This window comes from Nonomuraea pusilla, from assembly GCF_900109355.1.
Classification (GTDB): domain Bacteria; phylum Actinomycetota; class Actinomycetes; order Streptosporangiales; family Streptosporangiaceae; genus Nonomuraea; species Nonomuraea pusilla.
Map to the genome: position 1 here is coordinate 63,520 of NZ_FOBF01000031.1, position 21,219 is coordinate 84,738.

At 72.7% G+C, this 21,219-nt stretch carries 19 protein-coding genes and 1 tRNA gene; 13 read left to right on the forward strand and 7 right to left on the reverse strand.

The annotated features are described in order from the left end of the window. The first annotated feature begins 12 nt into the window (after positions 1 to 12). Positions 13 to 1,242 (forward strand): DUF418 domain-containing protein, encoded by a 1,230-nt coding sequence (locus BMX74_RS39690; RefSeq protein WP_082535663.1) that lies wholly within the window; start codon positions 13 to 15, stop codon positions 1,240 to 1,242. A gap of 92 nt (positions 1,243 to 1,334) precedes the next feature. Beyond that, the gene (locus BMX74_RS39695; RefSeq protein ID WP_091105572.1) at positions 1,335 to 1,961 is read left to right on the forward strand and encodes a Uma2 family endonuclease; all 627 of its coding nucleotides are present in this window, start codon (positions 1,335 to 1,337) and stop codon (positions 1,959 to 1,961) included. A gap of 44 nt (positions 1,962 to 2,005) precedes the next feature. Here the strand turns inward: BMX74_RS39695 and BMX74_RS39700 are convergent, their stop codons facing one another. The 3 genes from BMX74_RS39700 to BMX74_RS39710 form a co-directional block, all read right to left on the reverse strand. Then, on the reverse strand, positions 2,006 to 3,394 hold the full coding sequence (locus tag BMX74_RS39700) for a GH39 family glycosyl hydrolase (protein ID WP_055509860.1): 1,389 nt from the start codon (positions 3,392 to 3,394) through the stop codon (positions 2,006 to 2,008). 107 nt (positions 3,395 to 3,501) lie between these two features. Continuing rightward, positions 3,502 to 4,251 (reverse strand): SDR family oxidoreductase, encoded by a 750-nt coding sequence (locus BMX74_RS39705; RefSeq protein ID WP_055509858.1) that lies wholly within the window; start codon positions 4,249 to 4,251, stop codon positions 3,502 to 3,504. A 39-nt stretch (positions 4,252 to 4,290) separates the two neighbouring features. Further along, on the reverse strand, positions 4,291 to 5,331 hold the full coding sequence (locus BMX74_RS39710) for a phosphotransferase family protein (protein ID WP_091105575.1): 1,041 nt from the start codon (positions 5,329 to 5,331) through the stop codon (positions 4,291 to 4,293). 156 nt (positions 5,332 to 5,487) lie between these two features. Between BMX74_RS39710 and BMX74_RS39715 the strand changes: the two genes are divergently transcribed. Beyond that, a complete protein-coding gene (locus BMX74_RS39715) occupies positions 5,488 to 6,570 on the forward strand; it encodes a GNAT family N-acetyltransferase (RefSeq protein ID WP_055509854.1) in 1,083 nt (360 codons plus the stop codon). After that, positions 6,567 to 7,736, forward strand: a complete 1,170-nt coding sequence (locus tag BMX74_RS39720) for a DegT/DnrJ/EryC1/StrS family aminotransferase (RefSeq protein ID WP_091105577.1) — start codon at positions 6,567 to 6,569, stop codon at positions 7,734 to 7,736. The genes BMX74_RS39715 and BMX74_RS39720 overlap by 4 nt, the downstream gene beginning before the upstream one ends. Here BMX74_RS39720 and BMX74_RS39725 read toward each other — a convergent pair. Together BMX74_RS39725 and pdxR are read right to left on the reverse strand one after the other, a co-directional pair. Next, the gene (locus BMX74_RS39725) at positions 7,696 to 8,415 is read right to left on the reverse strand and encodes a hypothetical protein (protein WP_055509850.1); all 720 of its coding nucleotides are present in this window, start codon (positions 8,413 to 8,415) and stop codon (positions 7,696 to 7,698) included. The genes BMX74_RS39720 and BMX74_RS39725 overlap by 41 nt on opposite strands. Positions 8,416 to 8,472: 57 nt before the next feature. Further along, positions 8,473 to 9,864: a MocR-like pyridoxine biosynthesis transcription factor PdxR gene (gene pdxR, locus BMX74_RS39730; RefSeq protein ID WP_055509848.1), complete on the reverse strand. Its 1,392-nt coding sequence runs from the start codon at positions 9,862 to 9,864 to the stop codon at positions 8,473 to 8,475. Between the two features lie 137 nt (positions 9,865 to 10,001). Between pdxR and BMX74_RS39735 the strand changes: the two genes are divergently transcribed. From BMX74_RS39735 to BMX74_RS39770, 8 genes are all read left to right on the forward strand, one after another. Beyond that, positions 10,002 to 10,640, forward strand: coding sequence for a pyridoxamine 5'-phosphate oxidase family protein (locus BMX74_RS39735; RefSeq protein WP_055509846.1), 639 nt, complete (start codon positions 10,002 to 10,004; stop codon positions 10,638 to 10,640). An 86-nt stretch (positions 10,641 to 10,726) separates the two neighbouring features. Further along, positions 10,727 to 13,126 (forward strand): serine/threonine-protein kinase, encoded by a 2,400-nt coding sequence (locus BMX74_RS39740; protein WP_091105579.1) that lies wholly within the window; start codon positions 10,727 to 10,729, stop codon positions 13,124 to 13,126. Positions 13,127 to 13,237: 111 nt separating this feature from the next. Next, positions 13,238 to 14,896, forward strand: a complete 1,659-nt coding sequence (locus BMX74_RS46425) for a serine/threonine-protein kinase (RefSeq protein ID WP_091105581.1) — start codon at positions 13,238 to 13,240, stop codon at positions 14,894 to 14,896. Positions 14,897 to 14,917: 21 nt separating this feature from the next. Beyond that, the gene (locus tag BMX74_RS44625; protein ID WP_091105582.1) at positions 14,918 to 16,366 is read left to right on the forward strand and encodes a protein kinase family protein; all 1,449 of its coding nucleotides are present in this window, start codon (positions 14,918 to 14,920) and stop codon (positions 16,364 to 16,366) included. 48 nt (positions 16,367 to 16,414) lie between these two features. Further along, positions 16,415 to 17,701 (forward strand): DUF2510 domain-containing protein, encoded by a 1,287-nt coding sequence (locus BMX74_RS39755; protein WP_082535662.1) that lies wholly within the window; start codon positions 16,415 to 16,417, stop codon positions 17,699 to 17,701. A 68-nt stretch (positions 17,702 to 17,769) separates the two neighbouring features. After that, a complete protein-coding gene (gene orn / locus BMX74_RS39760) occupies positions 17,770 to 18,363 on the forward strand; it encodes an oligoribonuclease (RefSeq protein WP_055509834.1) in 594 nt (197 codons plus the stop codon). A gap of 66 nt (positions 18,364 to 18,429) precedes the next feature. After that, a tRNA-His gene (locus BMX74_RS39765) sits at positions 18,430 to 18,505 on the forward strand. Between the two features lie 152 nt (positions 18,506 to 18,657). Further along, complete coding sequence (locus tag BMX74_RS39770; protein ID WP_055509832.1) at positions 18,658 to 18,879, forward strand: response regulator transcription factor; 222 nt, start codon at positions 18,658 to 18,660, stop codon at positions 18,877 to 18,879. A 27-nt stretch (positions 18,880 to 18,906) separates the two neighbouring features. On the opposite strand, the gene BMX74_RS39775 is transcribed toward BMX74_RS39770, so the two are convergent. Further along, positions 18,907 to 20,142, reverse strand: coding sequence for an NAD(P)/FAD-dependent oxidoreductase (locus tag BMX74_RS39775; protein ID WP_055509829.1), 1,236 nt, complete (start codon positions 20,140 to 20,142; stop codon positions 18,907 to 18,909). A gap of 115 nt (positions 20,143 to 20,257) precedes the next feature. Here BMX74_RS39775 and BMX74_RS39780 point away from each other — a divergent pair, with 115 nt between their 5' ends. Continuing rightward, the gene (locus tag BMX74_RS39780) at positions 20,258 to 20,908 is read left to right on the forward strand and encodes a helix-turn-helix domain-containing protein (protein ID WP_055509827.1); all 651 of its coding nucleotides are present in this window, start codon (positions 20,258 to 20,260) and stop codon (positions 20,906 to 20,908) included. Between the two features lie 7 nt (positions 20,909 to 20,915). On the opposite strand, the gene BMX74_RS39785 is transcribed toward BMX74_RS39780, so the two are convergent. Next, the coding region (locus BMX74_RS39785; protein ID WP_177227691.1) for a transposase at positions 20,916 to 21,219 on the reverse strand (304 nt) is incomplete at its 5' end.

The following is a 21,219-nucleotide window of genomic DNA, read 5'->3' on the forward strand; positions in this document are numbered from 1 at the left end:
TAATGCTCACCGATGACGACTCAGGAGACAGATCCCGCCATGCCGGACACGCGTACCTCGTCCGCGAGAATCACGGCCGTTGATGCCTTACGTGGTTTCTCGCTGCTGGGAATCCTGATCGTCAACATCGCCTTCCTGGCCTCCGGCTACCGGATGGCCGGGCTGGCGGAGCCCGCGTTCGACGCGCCGCTCGACTGGGCGACGCGCTGGCTCGTGACGATGTTCATGGAGAACAAGTTCTACCTGCTGTTCTCCTTCCTGTTCGGTTACAGCTTCACGCTGCAGGTCGACTCGGCCGTGCGGCAGGGCAGGCCGTTCGTGCCCATGTTCCTGCGCCGGCTGGCCGGCCTGCTGCTGCTCGGCGTCGCGCACGCGGTGCTGCTGTTCCCCGGCGACATCCTGACCACGTACGCGGTGGTCGGCCTGGCGCTGCTGGCGCTGCGGAGGATCTCGCCGCGTACCGCGGTGATGCTGGCCATCCTCATGACGGCGCTGCTGGCCCTGGGCTTCCTGCTGCTCGCCGCGCTGGCCGCGCTGGGCCTCGACACGGCGGGCACCGTCTCCCACGGCGCCACGGAGGCGATCAAGTCGGACGCGGCGCTGGGCGGGCCGGTCTGGCAGATCGTGGCCGAGCACCTGCGCAAGCTGTCGCTCATCGTGGTGCTGCGGGTGTTCTTCCAGGGCCCGGCGGTGCTCGCGGCGTGCCTCATCGGGTTCGCCGTGGGCAAGCTGGGCGTGCTGCGCGACCTGCAGGCGCACACGAAGGCGCTGCGCAGGCTGCAGTGGCTGGGCTTCACCGTGGGGCTCGCAGGCGCGTACGTCTACACGCAGTCCGCCTGGAACGGGACGATGCACAAGTTCCTCGGCGAGGCCGTGGACCTGGTGACCGCCCCGCTCCTGGCGGCGGCGTACGCGGCGACGTTCCTGCGGCTGCTGCCGCACATGCAGCGGATCGGGCGGGCGCTCACCGCGCCCGGCCGGATGGCGCTGTCGAACTACCTGGCGCAGTCGCTGCTCTGCTCGCTGATCTTCACGGGGTACGGCCTCGCGCTCGTGGACCGGGTGAGCCCGCCGGTGGAGGTGCTGATCGCGGTGGGCATCTTCGTCCTGCAGGTCTTCTACAGCCACTGGTGGCTGCGCAACCACCGGTACGGCCCGGTGGAGTGGCTCCTGCGCTACCTCACGTACTGGCGCAGGCCGTCGCAGACGTACCGGAGCCGCCACTCGACCCCGACGGCCTGACCCGCGCCGCCGGGAGTCCCGTACAGACCGGCGGAGGCGAGGCCACCGGCCGTAGGCTGGGCGCGTCGAGCGACGTGACGAGGAGATGCCGCATGACAGCTCTGCCCGAGGACAGCTGGCTGCTCAACATCAGGCCGCAGCCCGCGCTCGTCACGGCCGAGGAGTACGAGGCGCTGCCCGAGGAGATCGCCAGGGCGATCGAGATCGTCGACGGCTACCTCGCCTATCGCGCGGCCCCCACGCCAGATCACCAGACCGCGGGCAGACGCCTGGCCAACCTGCTGGAGCGCCACGCCCGTGCCGCCATGGCCGCCGGGCACGGGTGTCTCACCGTCAACATCGACCTCGACCTGCGGCTGAGGGACGTCCCGCTGCTCAACCGGCGGCCCGACGTCGCGCTGTACCGCTGCCTCGACCGGGAGCGCGGCGAGCGGCTGCGTGCCGAGCACGTCCTGCTCGTGGTGGAGATCGTCTCCCCAGGTTCGGAGACCCAGGACACCACCGACAAGCTCGGCGAGTACGCCAAGGCCGGCATCCCGCACTACTGGATCGTGCGTCTCGACGGCACCGGCGTCTCCATCGTCGAGCGGTACCGGCTCGACCCGGCCTCGATGCTCTACAAGCACGTCGGGACGTTGATGAAGGACGAGGCAGGCGGCGTCCCCGAGGTGGCCAATCCGATACCCATGGTGATCCACTGGGCTGAGCTGGAGTTCTAGACGGAGGCGAGGGTGGGGTCTCGCCTCCGGCTGCCCCGGGTCGGTCAGGCGCCGCCGCGGCCCGCCCAGCGGATCTCGTACGGGCGGAGCGTCACCTGCTTGCCGTCGACCGTGGCCGTCACGTCCTTGTCTGACGTGTTGACCATGACGAGCTGCTGCGTCTGGGCGAGCGTCTTGACGCGCGCGTCGGACGACTGGACCTCCTCCAGCCGCACCCCCGACGGGAACCAGCGGGTGAAGCCGCTCAGCAGCCCCGCCATCGGCATCTCCTCGCCGCGTCCCGGGGTCCAGAGGCAGCCGCTGCACTCGCCCTCGTTCTTGGACTGCGGGTTCCAGTACAGGGCGGTGGTGACGCCGCTCCTGGCGAACTCGATCATCGCCGACGCCTGCACGGCGACGCGCTTGTCCTCGCTCCAGCCGGAGTTGTCGGGTTCGACGTACCACTCGGCCCACCACACGGGCAGGTCGCCGCTCTTCTGCCTGAGCCAGGTGGTGATGGCGCCGAACTTGCCCTGGGCGGCGAAGTCGTCGGGGACGTTGCCCTTGTCGTTGGTCATGGAGGCGCCGTCGACGACGATGAAGTCGGCGCCCTTCTTGTGCTCGATCCAGTACTCGATCGCGTCGAGCGCCCGCTGGTCGACGGTGCCCCAGGGCCCGGCCAGCTCGGAGTTGCTGGTGCGGGCGTTGCTCTCGATGGGGATGTACGGCCCGCCGACCTTGATCTCGGGATTCACCTTCTTCAGCGCGTCGTACACCTTGTTGTACATCTCGGTGTAGCCCTCGGCGTCCCAGCGGTTGGTGGACGGGTCCCAGAAGCCCTTGAACTCGTTCCACACCATGTAGTGCTTCACGGTGGGGTACTGCTTGGCGACGCGGGCGGCGAGCTTGGCGAAGTCGTCGAAGTGCTCGCGTTTGGGCGCGACGGTGTGGTTCTTGCTCCAGTCGGTGCGCCCGGCCTGGCCGCCCTTCATCCAGTCGGGGGCGCAGCAGAGCGTGATCACCGGTACGGCGCGCGAGGAGGCCATGAAGGTCAGGCGCCGGTTGAGGTCGTGGAAGCTGAACTGGCCGGGGCTGGGCTCCGGGTTGCCGACGCCCCAGCCCATGATGTGCTGGTTCTGCAGCATGGGCACCCGGCCGAGCACGCCCCTGGCCTGCTCGGCGACCTGGCGGGGCTCGTTGTCGGCGCTGTACTGGGTGTGGGTGATGCCCCAGCGGGGCCAGTTCTCGAGCGGAGGCGGCTCCTGCAGGGTGGGCGCGGGCTCGGTCGGGCCGACCTGGGCCACCTCGCCGCCGCGGAAGCCGTCGCGGGAGCCTCCTCGTAACGCGGCGTAGACCATGATGCCGGCCACGAGGACGACCGCGAGGATGCCTGCTCCGAGCGCGATCGGCCAGGGTGATCGCCTCCGCGCATGTCGGCCGTCGGTCGGAATCACGAGAACGCTCCTCACCCTCACGCACGTACAAGGGCCGGGCAGCGTCCTGATAACCGTGCCCAGCCCTTATAACGGTATATGTCTCACTTGCAAGCCGCTTGCCGTTACTAAAGAGACGGCGGCCGCTGCCCCCCGGCGGGTCCGGGAACCCCCGCATAACGGTACGGCACGGGCTGCCTTCCGGGCTGCACCACGAGCAGGCTCCCAGGCACCTCTGAGTAAAAGGCCGACTCGACGGCGGCCGCGACCTCCTCGGCCGACAGCAGCGGGAACCCAGCGTCCACGAACACCTCCTTCGAGTCCGCGACGAGCGGGGTGTCGGTGAACCCGGGGCAGACGGCGCCGATCCTGACGTCCTGCCTGGCCAGCGGCCCGGCCAGCGCCCTGACCAGGCCGACCACGGCGTGCTTGGTCATCGTGTAGACGGGGTCGCCGTCGAACCCCACGAGCCCCGCCAGCGAGGCCGTGACCACGATGGCCCCGCCGCCCGAGCGCGTGAGCAGCGGCACGGCGGCACGGACGCCGAACACGACGCCGTCCACGTTCACGCCGACGACCTTCCGGTAGCGCTCGACGTCGAAGTGCGCGAAGTCCACGCCCCCGCTGATGCCGGCGTTGAGATGCACCAGGTCGAGCCGGCCGTACGCGCGCTCGGCCAGGGCGACGGCCTCCAGCGACGACTCCTCGGCGCTGACGTCGGCGGCCAGCCACACCCCGTCGAGCTCCTTCGCCACCCGTTCGGCGCCCTCGGCGTCCACGTCGACGATGACGCATCTGGCGCCGCCGCGCGCCAGGCGCCGCGCCACGGCGGCCCCGATGCCGCTCGCCGCTCCGGTGATCAGTGCAACAGTGCTCATGGCGCTCCTTCGCGGTGGTCCGGCCGCTGTCGGGCCGGTCTAGGGCTGGTCGAGCATCCGGTGGGCGCGGGAGACGAGCGTCGGCACGGCGGCGCCGATGCGGTCGAACCCCTCACCGACGGTCTTCCCCTGCTGGAACCTGGCATGAATGCCCTCGACGATGACGGCGAGCTTGAAGGTGCCGAAGGCGACGTAGAAGCCGAGGTCGGACAGGTCGCGGCCGGAGACGGCGGCGTAGTGCGCGGCGAACTCGGCGGCGTTCATGAAGCCGGGCGCGAGCGTCGCGTCGCCGGCGACCGGGATGCCGGCCCGCTCGTCGTCGCCGGGGTCGTGCCAGTACGTGAGCGTGAGGCCGAGGTCGGCGAGCGGGTCGCCGAGCGTGGACATCTCCCAGTCCACGACGGCCAGGATCTCCGGCTCGGGCCCGAGCCGTACGAGGGTGTTGTCGAGGCGGTAGTCGCCGTGGACGAGCGTGCTCTCGGAGCGGGCGGGCAGCCGCTCCCGCAGGCGGTCCACGAGCCGGTAGTAGTCGGGCAGGTCCGTGGTCTTCGACCGCTCCCACTGCTGGCACCACCGGTCGAGCTGCCTGGCGAGGTAGCCCTCGGGCCGCCCGAAGCCCTCCAGCCCGGCCGCCCGGTGGTCCACGGCGTGGACGGAGGCCAGCACCTCGGCCAGCCGCGCCGACAGCCGCCTGGTCGGCCCGGGGCCGAGGCCGGTCAGTTCGTCCCTGGTGCGTACGGACGCGCCGTCCACGTAGCCCATGAGGTAGAACGGCGCGCCGATGACGTCCTCGTCGGCGCAGAACGCGACGGGCTCCGGCACGGGCACGGGTGTCGGGGCGAGCGCGGAGATGACGCGCCACTCGCGGCGCATGTCGTGCGCGGTCGGCAGGACGTGCCCGAGGGGCGGGCGGCGCAGCACGAGCCGGCGTTCACCCGTCTCCACCACGTACGTGAGGTTCGAGCGGCCTCCGGCGATGAGCGAGACGGACACGGGTTCGCCCGCCCCGGGCACGTTGCGCGCCAGCCAGCCGGTCAGCCGGGGCAGGTCGATGCCGGGCACGGTCCCAGGTACTGTCATGGACCCACATTAGAACCCCGCTCGGTGTCAGGGGCCGGCTGGCAGTTCTGTAACGTTCCGCTGTCCGGGGAGGCTCCCCTCCGCAGATCCTTTACGCTGGCTGTAGACGTCTGCCCACCTGTTGGGCGTGGATATGCCATGCGACAGTAGGAGCCCATGCGCGTCACGATCGTCCTCCCCCGTGAGCTGGGGCCTGATGAGGTGAGCCGATGGCGGGCTCTGCAGGAGGCCGACCCCGCTTTCGACAACCCCTTCCTGTCCCCCGAGTTCACGATCACCGTCGGCGCCCTGCGCCGCGACGTGCGAGTGGCGATCATCTCCGAAGGGCCCGACATCGTGGGGTTCTTCCCCTACGAGCGCCACCCGATGGGCATCGGCAAGCCGGTCGCCGCCGGGCTCACCGACGCCCAGGGGCTCGTCCTCGCCAAGGACGTCGAGCTCGACCCGCGCCGGCTGATCAAGGAGTGCGCGCTCGCGGTGTACGAGTTCGACCACCTGGTCTCCGGGCAGCCGCTGCTCAGCCCGCAGCACGAGCGCTACCCCTCGCCGATCATCGACCTGAGCGACGGGTACGGCCCCTACACCGAGTGGCTCAGACAGAACTCCGGCAAGACGTACAAGACGACGCTCGCCAAGTCGCGCAAGCTGCAGCGCGACGTCGGGGAGCTGCACCACGAGTACGCCACCACCGACCTCGGCCCGCTGCGCACGCTGCTCGGCTGGAAGACCGAGCAGTACCGCCGCACGGGCCGCACCGACAGGTTCGCCCACCAGTGGATCGTCGAGCTGGTCGAGCGGCTGCTCGCCACCCAGTCCGAGAGCTTCGCCGGGGTGCTCGACATGGTCTACGCCGACGGCAGGCCGGTGGCCGGGCACTTCGGGCTGCGCACCCGCACCCGGCTGGTCGGCTGGTTCCCCGCGTACGACACGGCGTTCGCCAAGTACTCCCCCGGCCTCATCCACCACCTGCTGATGGCCGAGCGGTCCGCCGAGGCGGGCATCCAGATCATCGACATGGGGCGCGGCGAGAAGGAGTACAAGGAGAAGCTCAAGAACGGCGAGTTCGAGGTGGCCGAGGGCCGTGTGGCCAGGGCGGTGCCGGCGGCGGGGCTGCACTGGGTGATGCGCGTGCCGGTGCGCAAGACCCGCGCCGCCGTGCTGGCCAACCCGCTCCTGCACAGGACGGCCGACAAGGCGCTGAAGACGTTCGGGCGGCTGCGGACCGTCCTGCAGGGATGACGGCCTCGGGGCCGGGGGGCGCCGCGCGGCGGGTCGCCGAGCGCACGGGGCGTCGCTGCCTGGAGCTGCCGTCCAACCGGCTCGGCCTCTACCTGGCGCTGCGCCACTGGTGCACGCCCGGACAGCGGCTGCTCATGTCGCCGATCTCGGCCGACGAGATCCTCTTCCTCGTGCTGGCGGCCGGCCTGCGCCCGGTGATCGCGCCGCTGTCGCCGCGCGACGGCAACATCGACGCCGCGCGGGCCGACCTGTCCCAGGTGGACGCCGTCCTGACGACCAACCTGTACGGCCTGCCCGACCAGGTGTCCGCGTTCGCGGGGAAGATCCTCATCGAGGACGTCGCCCACGCGATGGAGACCCGGGTCGAGGGCCGGCCGCTCGGGACGTTCGGGCAGGCGGGCGTCTTCAGCCTGTCGAAGCACCCGGCGGCCGGCTCGGGCGGGGTGCTCGCGGTGGAGCGCGAGGACGACCTGCGGGCGCTCGCCCGCGCCCGCGACGAGCTGCTGGCCCCCGGCTCCCTGCGCGCCGACGTGATGGGGGTGGCCACGTCGATGGCCCGCCAGGCGGCGCTGCGCCTCGACCTCGTCCGGCCCGCGCTGCGGCTCATGCGGGCGCTCGGCATGCAGGAGGAGCGCGAGGGCTACCGCATCGCGCTGGAGGCGGAGGCGCTGCGCGTCGCGCTGAAGCAGGCGCCCGCGCTGCCGCCGCTCGACCCGTGGGTACGCGCCGACCTGCACGACTACCGCTGCCGACGCGGCCCGGTGGCCCGCTGGTACCAGGGCAGGCGCCTGGCGAAGGTGCCGCGCGACCGGGCCCGCCGGCTGGCGGGCGTGGCGCTCCTCGCCGGGCTGCCCACGGTCGCGCCCGCCGTGCGCGACCACGTCGACCAGCCGCTGTTCCGCGTCCCGTTGCTGGTCGCCGACCGCGACACCGCCATCGCGGAGCTGGAGCGGCGCGGCGTCGCCACCGGCTACCTGTACGACCCCCCGTACGACGACTACGCCCCCGGTTTCACCGAGCCGTCGCCCGACCCGGGCCCGGCCCGCTGGTGGGCCAGGCACGTCCTGCCGGTCGATCCCCTGTACGCCGCGCGTGCCCTGCCGGTGCTGCGCGATCTCGTCCCGCCTACGCGGGGTCCGCGCGAACCAGCCGCAGGAACGCCTTGAGCCCGGTGATCACTTCCTGGTTGTCGGTCAGGCCGTCCACGGTCTCGTCGAAGCGGCGGGTCATGAGGGTCAGGCGGCGGCCGAGGTCGTGGTCGGCGAGTTCGAGCGCGGCCTTGGCCGCCTCCAGCTCGGCGGCGACCCGGTCGTGGTCCTCGCGCAGCGTCTTCGCCGTCTCCTCCAGCTCGCGCACCTGGCCGCGCAGGGCGAGCACGTCGGCGCGCGGGTAGCGCACCTCCTCGCCGAGGGTGGTCACCCGCTCGCGCAGGTGCGACGTGTACGCCCCCACCGGCCTGAACACGGTGGCGAGCAGGTAGAACCCGGCGAAGTAGTAGCCGATCGCCGCGCCGGAGACGTACGTGACGACGGCGATCACGGCGGCGGACACGACGTGCCCGGCGAGCGCCAGCCTGAGCATGCGGCGGGCGATGGCGCGGGCCTCGTCCTCGCGGCGCTGGGCGACCTCGATGCCCTGCTCCCTCGACACCTGGATCTCGTGGACGACCCTGCGGGCGGCGAAGCACAGGTTCCAGGGCACGGTCAGGATGACGATCAGCCAGAGCAGGCACACCGCGCCCATGCCGAGCGACAGCAGCGTGGACGGTGTGACGTCCGCGTATAAGACGAGCCACGCCGTGATCAGCACGGCGAACAGCGAGGTCCAGAAAAGCCACCATTTCATAGGGCATATCCTCCCGCCCCGCGGGAGCGTCCGGGACCGTTCCACTACTCAGGTCGGCTACTCAGGCGCCGCTGAGCATCCCGTGATCAGATCCGCGACGACGCGGCACCCGCGCCGCACGTCCGCCAGCGACGCCGAGCCGTAGCCGATCACCAGGCCGTGCAGGCGCTCGGGGCCGTGGTGGTGCCGCCAGGCCGAGTCGAGCAGCACGCCGCGCTCCCCCGCACGCTCCACCACGCCCGCCACCGACGCGGCCGGCAGCTCGGCCACGACGTGCAGCCCCGCCGTGTCGCCGCGCAGCCGGCAGACCGGCCCGAGCACCTCGACGACGGCGGCGCGCCTGCGGGCGTACTCCAGGCGCATCCTGCGCAGGTGGCGGTCGAGGTCGCCGCGTTCGAGCAGGGTGGCGACCGCCTGTTGGACGGGACCGCTGGTGCGGTCGGAGATCTCCTCGCGGATGGCGGCGACGCGGGTCACCAGCTCGGGCTCCGCGACGAGCCAGCCCACGCCCACGTCGGGGGCGAGCGTCTTCGACAGCGTGCCGAGCAGCACCACGCGCGACGGGTCGAGGCCGTACAGCGCGGGCAGCGGCGCGACGTCGTAGCGGAACTCGGCGTCGTAGTCGTCCTCGACGACGGTCGCGCCGGTGCTCCTCGCCCAGGCGAGCAGCCGCTCCCTGCGCGGGATCGGCAGCCGGCCGCCCAGCGGGTACTGGTGCGCGGGCGTGGTGTAGAGGACGGCCAGGTCGCGGGGCAGTCCGTCGACGACGACGCCGTCCTCGTCCACCGGGCAGGGCACGACCTCGGCGCCCCGCCCGGCGAACACGGTGCGCGCCACTTGGTAGCCGGGCTCCTCGACCCCCGCGCGGGCGCCGGGACGCAGCAGGGCCAGCGCGCACAGGTCGAGCCCGTTGCCGGTGCCCCGGGTGACCAGGACGTTCTCGGGGCCGACGGCGATGCCGCGGGCGCGCCTGAGGTGCTCGGCCAGGAGCTCCCTCAGCCTCGGCAGGCCGTACGGGTCGGGCTCGTCGCCGGGCGGCAGGTCGGCGGCGCGCCGCCAGGCCCGTTTCCACGCCGCCCTGTCGTAGTCGCGCACCCAGGGCGAGCCTGGACGCAGGTCGATCAGCCCGGCCGGGGGCCGGGGCGGCGGCTCGGCGGGCGCTCCGGGGCTCCTGTCGGGCCGGCGCAGCGACTCCATCGCCGCCACGAACGTGCCGGAGCCGTGCCTGCCCTCCAGCCACCCCTCGGCGTAGAGCTGCTGGTACGCCTCCGTGACCACGGTGCGGCTGACGCCGAGCTGGGCGGCCAGGGCACGCGTGGACGGCAGCCGCTCGCCGGGCGGGAGCGCGCCGTCGAGCATCGCCGTGCGCAGCCAGCCGGCGAGCTGCGCCGTGAGCGGTTCGCCGGACTCCCGGGACAGAGAGACGGGCAGATCGACGTGGGCACGCACGGCAGGCGGTCTCCGCGGGACGGTACGGCCTTCCCGAAGCGGCCTGGCCGGTGTGACCCGCCGGGCGAAGTGGTCTTCGTGAAGGGTGGAACAGTGGCCCTACAGGATAGGTCCACTTCGCCGTTACGGTCGAACCCATGCTCTCCGCGACACCCCGTACCAGCCTCGGCCGCGAGAAGCACCGGGGCAGCACCGACAGGAACGATCTCTACCAGGTGCTCGACACCGGTCTCGTCTGCCATCTCGGCGTGGTCGCGGACGGCCACCCCATGGTCGTGCCGACCTGCTACGGCCGCGTCGGCGACACCCTCTACCTGCACGGGTCCACGGGGGCGAGGTCGCTACGCGCCGCTGACGGGGCCGAGGTGTGCGTCACGGTCACGCACCTGGACGGCCTGGTGCTGGCCCGGTCGATCTTCAGCCACTCCGTCAACTACCGCTCGGCCGTCGTGTACGGCCGCGCGCGCCTCGTGACCGACCCCGACGAGCGGATGGACGGGCTGCGGGCGCTGTCGGAGCAGCTCGTCCCCGGCCAGTGGGACTACGCGAGGCGGCCCTCGCGCAAGGAGCTGGCGGCCACGGCGGTGCTGGCGCTGTCGCTGGAGGAGGCGTCGGTCAAGATCCGGCAGGGCGCGCCCGAGGACGAGGACGAGGATTACGCGCTGCCGGTGTGGGCGGGCGTGCTTCCCCTGGTCACGGCGTGGGGGAAGCCCGAACCCGATCCGGTACTCCCAGAAGGTATCGAAACCCCTGTTCACATCCTCCGTCGGGAGTAGTTCCATAAATCCGGAACCACCTGGCGCCAACCCGGCTCCTGGACAGCGCGTCCCATCAGGTGGGCCGGCTCCTGATGGGAGAGGCAATGGAGTGGAGCGCTCCCGGATACACCGACGTCCGGCAGCTCGGGTCAGGCGCCACCGGACGGGTCGTGCTGGCCGTCCACGACGAGACCGGCGTCAAGGTGGCGATCAAGTACCTGGCCGCGTCGCTGCTGCGCGACCCCGTGGCGCTCACGCGCTTCCAGTCCGAGGCGCGGCTGCTGACCACCCTGCGCGACCCCAACATCGCCACGATGTGGGAGTACATCCAGGACCCGGGCGGCGCGGCCATCGTTATGGAGCTGGTCAACGGCGTCTCGCTGCGCGCGCTGCTGCGGGAGAACGGCGCGACCGGCCCGGAGGCGGCGCTCGCCGTGCTGAAGGGCTCGCTGCTCGGCCTGGCCAGGGCGCACCAGGTGGGGCTCGTGCACAAGGACTACAAGCCGGAGAACGTCCTGGTGCGCGACGACGGCGCCAGCAAGCTCGTGGACTTCGGCATCGCGGTACGTCAGGGCACCGCCGGGCGGGCCGAGGGCACGCCGCCGTACATGGCGCCCGAGCTGTGGGAGGGCCTGCCCGCCTCCCCCGCCACCGACGTGTACGCCGCCACCGCCGTGTTCTTCGAATGTCTCACCGGGCACCGGCCGTACCGGTCCACCGAGCCGAGCGTGCTCGGCTACCAGCACCTCCACGCGCCCGTGCCGCTGCACGACGCGCCCGAGCCGGTACGCGAGCTGGTGCGGCGCGGCCTGGCCAAGAACCCGGCGGACCGTCCTGCGGGGGCGCGGGCGTTCCTGGCCGAGCTGGAGGCGGTGGCGGCGGCCGCGTACGGGGAGGACTGGGAGGAGCGCGGCAGGAGGCGGCTGGCCGGGCTGGTGGCCCTGCTCGCCCTGCTCCTGCCCGCCCCGCCCGAGCCCGCCGCGCAGGCGACGACGTCGCTGGCGCGGACCGTGTTCGGCCGGGTGCGGGCGGCCTCGGGCCGGATGCGCTCGACGCCGGGGCGGCTGCGTTCCGCGCCTGGACGGGTGGCGATGAGCGCGGGAGTCGCCCTGGTGGCGACGGCCGCGGTCGTGGTGGCGCTGGCGGCCAGGGAGCGTCCCGCGACGCCGATCGACGTGGCCGCGGCGGCCCCCTCGCTCTCGGCGGGGACGGGCGAGCCGGCCCTCGCGCCCACCGGCCCGGAGAGCACGGGCCCCGAGAGCACGGGCGCCGGGAACCCGGAGGGCACGGACGCGGAGACCCCCGGTCCTGCCGCCACGGTGACGCCTCCCGGGAGCCGTGAGCCGCGGGCGACCCCGACGCCCGCGCGGCACCCGTCGAACCGCCCGTCGAGCCGCCCGCCGAACCGCCCGCCGGCTCAGCCGTCGAGCCGCCCGCCCGCCACGTCCTCCTCTCCCGCCCCCACGCCCAGGACCACCCCCAGGCCGACGCCCACGCGCGCGCCCGCCACCACCCCCGCGACCACGCCCACGCCCACGGCCGGCACGCCGGCGCCGCCCGTCTCCGTGCTCGGCGTGGACGTCGGCGGGCTCACGGTCGGCGACGACGGCGAGGTCTCGGCCAGGGTGACGCTCAGGACGAGCGGCACCGCGCCCGTCACGGCCGTCGCCACCTGGAGGCTCTCCGGCGACGACGGCCCGAGCGCCGAGCGCCTGCGGCTGAGCGGCGCCAGGACCTACACCCGCACGCTGACCTGGGACGCCGGCGAGCGGCCCTGCGGCAGGACGGTCACGCTGACGGTCGTCACCTCGCCCGCCGCGCCGGGCGGCGCCGCGTCGGCCTCGCTGGCCGTGCCGCCCTGCGTGACGCGGGTGACGGAGCTGGGGGTCGCGCTGTCGATGCCCGGCGACGGCGGGGACGTCGTGGCGAGGGCCGGGCTGAGCGCGAGCGGCACCGAGGAGATCCCGGTGGAGGCGGTGTTCGCGGTCGACGGCGAGCCGGTCGCCACCCGGCGCGCCGACCTGTCGGGACGCACCTCGTACACGCCCTCGTTCACGCACTCCTTCCGGTCGCGTCCCTGCGGGGCGACGGTGTCGGTGGAGGTGCGGGCCGGCGGCAGGACCGCCTCCGACCGGGTCGCCGTCACCTGCCCGCCCGCGGTGAAGCGGGTGTCGATCGTGCGCGCGTCGATGGGCGAGGACGGCACCCTGACCGCGGTCGTCTCGGTCACCACGGGCAACACCGAGCCGGTGGCGATGGAGCTGAGGTTCGCGCTGGGCGAGTCCAGGGGTTCGGAGCGGGTGACGCTGTCCGGTGACACGTCGTACACGAGGACGGTGAGCCACGCGTTCGCGCACCGGCTGCTGCCGTGCGGCACGGAGTGGTCGGTCAGCGCGGGCACGGTGCCGGCGGCGGCCGGCGGCACGGACACCGCGAGCGGCAGCACGCCCGAGTGCCCCTCGGAGGAGCCTTCTCCACCCGACGACTCCGACACACCACGTTAACTCCCGATTTCCGATTTATCGGCATTTGAGTAGAGAGACACCTGGTGACAGGGGTTAGGCTACGCTCCGGTTGATACGGGTGGGGGCCCAATCGAGTACAGAGGAGACTGTATGTACGGCGATGGGCACTGGGGGGTCCCCGGATACACGGAGGTGCGCGAGCTCGGCTCGGGCGCCGCCGGGCGGGTGGTGCTGGCCCGGCGCGACTACGACGGCGCCGAGGTCGCCATCAAGTACCTCTCCGACGGCCTCCGCGCCGACGTCGGCTTCGTGGCCAGGTTCCGGCACGAGGCCAGGCTGCTCGGCACGCTCCAGAGCCCGCACCACGCCAACCTGATCGACTACGTCGAGAGCGGCCAGGGCGCCGCCATCGTCATGGAGCTCGTCAACGGCGTCTCGCTGCGCGAGCTGCTGCGCTCGGAGGGGCCGACCGGCCCCGAGGCCGCGCTCGCCGTGCTCAAGGGCGCCCTGCAGGGCCTGGCCGCCGCGCACGCCATCGGCGTCGTCCACCGCGACTTCAAGCCCGAGAACGTGATGGTCAAGGACGACGGCAGCAGCAAGCTCGTCGACTTCGGCATCGCCGTGCGGGCCGGGGAGGGCGCGAGCGCCGCGGGCACGCCGCCGTACATGGCGCCCGAGCAGTGGTCGGGCGCGCCCGCCGCGCCGTCCACCGACGTCTACGCCGCCACCGTCGTCTTCTTCGAGTGCCTCACCGGCACCCGCCCCTACCGCGCCACGACCATGGCCGCGCTCGCCCGGCAGCACCAGGTGGCGCCGCCGCCCGTCGAGCAGGTGCCCGCGCCGCTGCAGGGCCTGGTGGAACGCGGCCTGGCCAAGCACCCCGGCGAGCGGCCCCCTTCGGCCGAGGCGTTCCTCACCGAGCTGGAGGCCGTCGCGGCCGACGCGTACGGGGAGGACTGGGAGGAGCGCGGGCGGCGCCGGCTGGCCGCGCTCGCCGGACTGCTGGCGCTGCTCTTCCCGTCGCCGCTGGCCGACCCCCCCGAGGTGCGGACGTCCCTGGCGGAGACGCGCTTCCGCACGCCGTCCCGGCTGCTCGGCAAGCTCTCCACGAAGATCGCGGTGGGGCTGGTGGCCGCCGGCGTCGTGGCCGGCGTGGCCGTGGTCGTCGTCAAGTCGTCCTCGGACGAGCCCGTGCTGAGCGCGCAGACCTCGGACGTCACGCCGAGCGCCGACCCCGTCACCGACGACCCCGGGCTCGGCGACGAGGACCCGACCGACCCGCCCGAGGACCCCACCGACGAGCCCACGGAGGAGCCGACGGAGGAGCCCTCGACGACCCCGCCCGCCACGGTGAGCGACGCGCCGCCGCCTCCGGTCCGGCCGACCGCCTCCAGGCCGGTCAGGACTCCTACGCCGAAGCCGACGCCGACCGCGTCGCGGACGCCCGTCAGGACGCGGACGCCGACCCCGACCTCCTCCTCCCCCGAGCCGGACGTCACCGGCAACAGCACGGTGAGCAGCGACGGCTCCAAGCCCTCTGCGACGCAGACCCCCACGCCCACCCGCACCACTTCTCAGCCGACCAGCGCCCCTCCGGCCAGCAGCCCGCCCGCGAGCAGCCCGCCGCCGAGCACCCCCGGCGAGACCCCCTCGGGCGGCCAGTCCTCCCCGCCGCAGCCGCCGCGGCTGGAGCTCGCCGGGCAGGCGCAGGCGGAGCTCCTCGCGTTCGGGCTGGTGACGTCCGGCGCCGTTCCCGTCACACTGGCCGTGAGGCGCCGCATGGCGGGACGGCACCGGAAGAAGCGCTAGGCGCGGCGAGGGGCGACGGCGATGAACACCTCAGGAGCCTCAGGGCATGGCATCGCCGGGTTCAGGCTCACGGAGCACACCTGGCTGACCGAGCTCGGCAACTGGATCGACGCCATCTCTCCCGACGGCCGCAGGGCCGGGGCGCTGCTGTTCGACCCGAGGATCATCGGGCTGCCCGGCGTCCGCGACCGGGTGGTGGCGGCCGTCATGACCGACCAGCGGCTGGTGATGGGCGGGCTGTCGGGTCTGATCCCGGTGGCGGACGTCGTCGCGGCGGGCGACCAGGTGTGGCTGCTCACCGCGCAGGCGGTCAGCCCCACGCTGAACGACCTGCTGGCCGCCCCGCCCGATTCGCTCGGCCCGGGCGGCGCCGCCTCGATCCTGGCGGACACCGCGCAGACCCTGCTCGCGCTGCACGCGGCCGGGGTCACGCACGGCTCCGTGCATCCCGGCACGGTCGTCGTCACGTCCGAGGGGGCCGCGCTGCTGTCGGAGCGCGGGCTGTCCGACGCCATCAGGGGGCAGGTGTCGCCGCCGGAGCGCGACGCGATGGGCTGGGCGTCGCTGGCGCGCGGCCTCGCCTCCGCCGTGGGGCAGAGCGCGCCGCAGGCCGCCGCGCTGTTCGAGCGGGTCGCCGCGACGGCCACCCTGCGGGGCGTCGCCGCCGCCCGCGCCGAGCTGGTGGACGGCCGCGGCGTGCTGCCCGGCGGGCTGATCAGCCGTGACGGGCCGGCGCTGGCCGCCCGCGGCAGGTCGGCGTTCGCGCAGCCGCCCGCCCACCCCGTACCGGCCGGGCCGCCCGCGCCTCGGGACGAGGGCGACATCGTCACCCTCCTCCACGTGCCGGGCGCGGGAGTCGCGCAGCCCTACGGGCAGGGAGCCGCCCAGGGACACGCCCAGGACGTCGGTCACGGGCAGGCGCAGCACTTCGGGCAGGGCGTGCACACGGAGGTCGCCAGGCCCGAGACCGACGCGGAGCGCGTCTGGCGCTCGGGGCAGCGCGGGGCGGCACGGGGCGAGGTGCCGACGGTCCACGGGGGCGGCGGGAGGCGGGGGCGGGCCGCGCGGGCCAGGCGCCGCCGCACGGTCCTGTCCACGGTCCTGTTCGCCGTCGTCGTGGCGGGGGCCGTCCTGGCCTGGCTCAAGCTGAGCGACGTCCCCGACCTGGCGGTGCGGTCGATCGACGTGAGCGCGCCGAAGAAGGCGCAGGGGTGCGACAGCGCGGTGCTCGTCACCGGCACGATCGTCACGAACGGCGGGGTCGGCGAGATCAGCTACGAGTGGCGCAAGAACCTCGACAAGGAGGTGGTGAAGGCCACGCTGCGCACCAGCGCCGACCAGACCACCTACAAGGTGCCGCTGCGCTGGACGCTCCAGGGCAGGAGCACGGTCAAGGCGACGGCGACCCTGCGCGTGCTGTCGCCGGGCCCGGTCCGCACGGACAAGGCGAGCTTCACCTACAAGTGCTGAGCCCGGCGGCAATGCGCACCAAAGGTCTTCTTTACTAATCTGACGTGCATGAGCACGCAGACCCCGGCGGGCTGGTACCCCGATCCGTACGGTGAGCCCCAGCTTCGCTGGTGGGACGGCGCCCAGTGGACCGACGCCACCCACCGCCAGGAGCAGGGGCAGCAGCCGCGGCAGACCGCCTCAGGCCCATACTCCCAGTACGGCCCGCAGCCGGGCCCCCAGGGCGGTTCCCCGTCCGGCCCGCAACCGGGTTCCCCGTCAGGCCCGCAGCCCGGTTCGGCGTCGGGCCCGCAGCCCGGCTGGGCGGCCATGCCGGCGAACCCGACGTTGCAGTACGGCCGGCCGTCCTCCACCGACTCCCCGTACGGGCAGCCCGGCCACGGGCAGCCGGGCCAGGGCGAGCAGGGGAACGCGCAGCCGGGCCAGGGCCAGGCCGGTTACGGGCCGCAGGACTTCGCCCAGCAGGGATACGGCCAGCAGGGATACGGGCAGGCCGGTTACGGGCAGCAGCCGCAGTGGGGCGGCGCTCCCCTGCCGGGCCCCGGCTACGGCCCTCCGCCGAAGCAGCGCAGCCCCCTGCCGTGGGTGCTCGGCGGCGTGGCGGCGCTGGTCGTGGTGGTGCTCATCGTGGTCGCCGGCTTCCTGTTCGTGAACCGCGAGAGCACGTCCACCGCGTCCTCGACGCCGGGGCAGACGCAGGAGCAGCAGGAGCCGCCGCCGAGCGAGCCGACCCCCGCCGACCCCACCCCGGGTGAGTCCGACCCGCCGCAGGCCACGGGCGAGCTGGCGCAGCCCGAGGGCGGCCGGGTGTCCGACGCGAGGTCCGGCATCTCGTTCCAGGTGCCGAAGGACTGGACGGTCCCCGAGTACTCCCAGGTCAACGGCACCGACCCGGCGGAGCAGTCGTGGTCGGCCGCCGTGCAGGCCACCGCGCAGGAGAACTTCGACGGCAAGGGCGGCGACTGGATCGGCAACGTCTACACGGGCGTGCTGAGCGAGAGCTACCCGTACCCGGGCAAGGAGGGCCTGGGCGCCACGGCGAAGACCGTCTTCACCGACTTCTCGACCCGGTTCTACAGCCTTCCGCACAAGAGCAAGGTCGTGCAGGACAAGGCCATCAAGATCGGCGACAGGGACGCGTGGGTGGTGCAGTTCGAGTTCGACTTCACCGAGGTGTCGCAGAAGAACGGCTACAAGTGGAAGAAGGAGAACGGCGCGGTCGTGCTCATGGACCGCGGCGCGGGCGAGCGTCCCGCACTGCTCTACATGTCCGTTCCCGACACCCTGGGCACGGACGTGGTGGGCCAGGTTCTCGGCTCGCTGAAGCCCGCGTGAGCAGTGGACACTAGGCTGAGTGCTGACAAGCGGGCGGGTTGCTCCGAGCCGCTGGGCGAGGAGATCGTATGAGTGACGTTCTGGTCTGGATCGACTGCGAGATGACCGGGCTCGACCTGGGTCGCGACGCGCTGGTCGAGGTGGCGTGCGTGATCACCGACAGCGAGCTGAACCAGCTCGACGCCGGGGTCGACGTGGTGATCAAGCCGCCGTCCGAGTCGCTGGAGCAGATGTCCGACGTCGTGCGCGAGATGCACACGGCGTCGGGGCTGCTGCCCGAGCTGGCGAAGGGCGTCACGCTGGCCGAGGCCGAGTCGCTGGTGCTCGACTACATCCGCAGGCACGTGCCCGAGCCGAAGAAGGCGCCGCTGTGCGGCAACTCGATCGGCACCGACCGCACGTTCATCGCCCGCGACATGCCGGCCGTCGACGCGTACCTGCACTACCGCATGGTGGACGTGTCGTCGATCAAGGAGCTGGTCCGGCGGTGGTACCCGCGGGTCTACTTCGCGGCGCCGGAGAAGCAGGGCGGGCACCGGGCCCTGGCCGACATCGTCGAGAGCATCAGGGAGCTGCGGTACTACCGCGCGGCGGTGTTCGTGGAGGAGCCGGGGCCCGACACCCCGACCGCGAGGACACTCGCCGAGCGTGTCAGCGGATAACAGGTGGCGTAAAGACTCCCGAACACCGCTACACTTTTCCTGTGCCGTTCAACGCGACGGCGCGTGGTGGGTGTAGCTCAGTTGGCAGAGCGCCAGGTTGTGGTCCTGGATGTCGAGGGTTCAAGTCCCTTCACTCACCCCACTGAGATGGCCGGTCCTTCGGGGCCGGCCATCGGCGTTTTCTCTACAACCACCCCCAAACCCGGACATCGCGGGTTATGCTCGCTGTCTACCGCCAACGCCGGAAGCACGGGGGGCTCGGCGATCTGACCGTCTGCGCGCCCCGGAGGCCGGATGAGAGTCGACGACGCAGCGTTCGAGAGCGTGTTCACGTCCCTGAGCAAACGCGAGACCGAGGTCATGGAGCTGATCGCCAGGGGCGAGTCCAACGGCCAGATCGCGCAGCGCCTGTTCCTGAGCGAGAAGACGGTCAAGAACCACGTCAATCGCATCTACGCCAAGCTGGGCGTCGACTCCCGGGTCAGCGCCATCGGCCTGTGGCGTTCGCGCACGTAGCCGCGGGCCCGGCGCGGCGCGGGCGGCTCACTCGCCGACCTGGGTGGCGGTGCGCCGCGGCCCGACGTAGCGCCAGAAGAAGTTGAGCAGCACGCTGATCCGGTTGCGCCCGCTCAGCAGGTACGCCACATGCAGGAAGATCCAGACCAGCCAGGCGGGCAGCCCGCGCATCGTCATGCCGTTGGCGAGCTGGAGCACGGCCTCCGCCCGGCCGACGGTGGCCATGATGCCGGGGTCGTGGTACTTGAACGGCGTGAGCCGGTGCCCGCAGGCGGCGGCCAGGATCTGCCTGCCGACGTGCTTGCCCATCTGCAGGGCGGGCTGGGCGAGCTGCGGCAGGGGGTGCGGCGGGGCCGCCAGGTCGCCGGCCACGAAGATCTCGGGGTACTCCCTGACGTTGAGCTCCTGGGTCACCTCGACGCGCCCGCCCTTGCCCTGGGGCAGGCCCCAGTCGGCCACCTCCTTGGGCGCGGCGACGCCGAGCGCCCAGACGGTGACGTCGCTGTGCAGGCGGGTGCCGTCCTTCAGGACGACGGCGCCGGGTTCGACGGCCGCCACCGTCGCGCCGAGCCGCAGCCGCACGCCGCGGCGGTGCAGCGCCCGCGCGGCGGCGTCGCGCAGCCTCGGCTTGTACGGCGCGAGCACGTGCTCGAAGCGCTCCACCAGCGTGACGCTGGTCTGCTTGCCCAGGTCGATCTCGGGGTGGGTGAGCGGGACGGTCCTGCGGCGCAGCTCGGCGAGGGTGCCGGCGATCTCGACGCCGGTCGCCCCGCCGCCGACCACGACCGTGTGGGCGCCGGGCCGCTTGCCGGTGGCGGCCTGCTCCAGGCGCTTCTGCAGCAGCCTGCGCAGGGCCACCGCGTCGTCCAGCGAGTAGAGGGGCAGGGCGTTCTCCTCGGCGCCCGGCACGTTCAGCCAGTTGGTGGTGACGCCGGTGGCGAGGACGAGGTAGTCGTAGTCGAGGCCGGTGCCGTCGTCGAGCTCGACGCGCCGCTCGGAGGCGTGGAGCTTGGCCAGCCGGGCCCGCCTGACGCGTACGTCGGGGAACTGGGCTGCGAAGGTCCTGACGGGGTAGGACACGTCAGCGGTGCCCATCCCGGCGGTGGCGACCTGGTAGAGGAGGGGCTGGAAGGTGGCGTACGGGTTGCGGTCCACGAGCGTGACGTGGGCGCCGCCCCGGGCCAGCACCCGCGTGGCGGACAGTCCGGCGAAGCCGGCGCCGACGACCACGACGTGGGGCGCCGGACGCGATCTCTGTTCCATCACAAGGTCTCCCAGGTATACGGTCTCCCGTACATATGACTTCTGAGAAGGCACCGAAACCACCAGAAGTGACACAGATGACGGTCATAGCCGTTTTCGAGGGGGAATGTCGCAAATGTCGGTGAACGCGAGCGTCATCGAGAGCTTGGGACGGCGGCTGGCCGAGCGGCGCGCCGCCGCCGGGCTCGGCAGGGAGGAGCTGGCGGAGCGGGCGGGCGTCCCGCTCGGCTTCGTGGCGTTCCTGGAGGAGCAGACCGGCGAGTCGATGCGCGAGGCGATCGCCCGGCTGGCCGGCGCGCTCGGCACCACGGCGGAGGAGCTGCTGTCCGAGGTGGCGCCGCCGCCCTCCGGCAGGCCCCACCTGGAGGAACTGTCCGAGGAGGAGTCCCTCGCCCTGCTCGCGCCCGGCGGGGTGGGCCGGCTCGCCTTCCAGGGCCGTTACGGCCTCAGCGTGCTGCCGGTGAACTACCGCCTGAGCGACGGGGCGGTGGTGTTCCGCACGTCCACCGGCGGCAGCACCGACGAGGACCTGCGCACCGGCGTGGCCGACGTGGAGTACCAGGTCGCCTTCGAGGTGGACGAGGTGGACACGGCCGGCCACAGCGGCTGGAGCGTGCTCGTGCAGGGCTCGCTGCACCACGTCACCGCGGAGGAGGAGCAGGCGGCCGCCGCCACCGGGGTGGAGCCGTGGGCGGGCGGCGACAGGCGGCAGTACCTGCGGATCAAGCCGAGCCGCGTCACCGGCCGCCGCATCGTCCTCTCCTAGTGGCCCGTCACGCAACCTTGGCCGGGTAACTGGTCCAGCTTCTGATCGGTGAGCTGGCGGCGAAGTTGGTCTTGGGCTCGGCTCGGGCGTTGCGCCATCGCACGTAGGCGCCGATCGCCGCGTTCTGCTCGTCATGACTGCGATGGTCGGTGCCGTTCAGCGCGTAGTAGCGCAGCGCGGCGAACTCCGACTCGATCCAGTTCAACCAGGAACCGTAGGTCGGCAGGAACACCAGCTCAACATCACTATCGGCAGCCCAAGCGCGGACCTGGGGATGTTTGTGGGGCGAGTAGTTGTCGGCGATCACATAC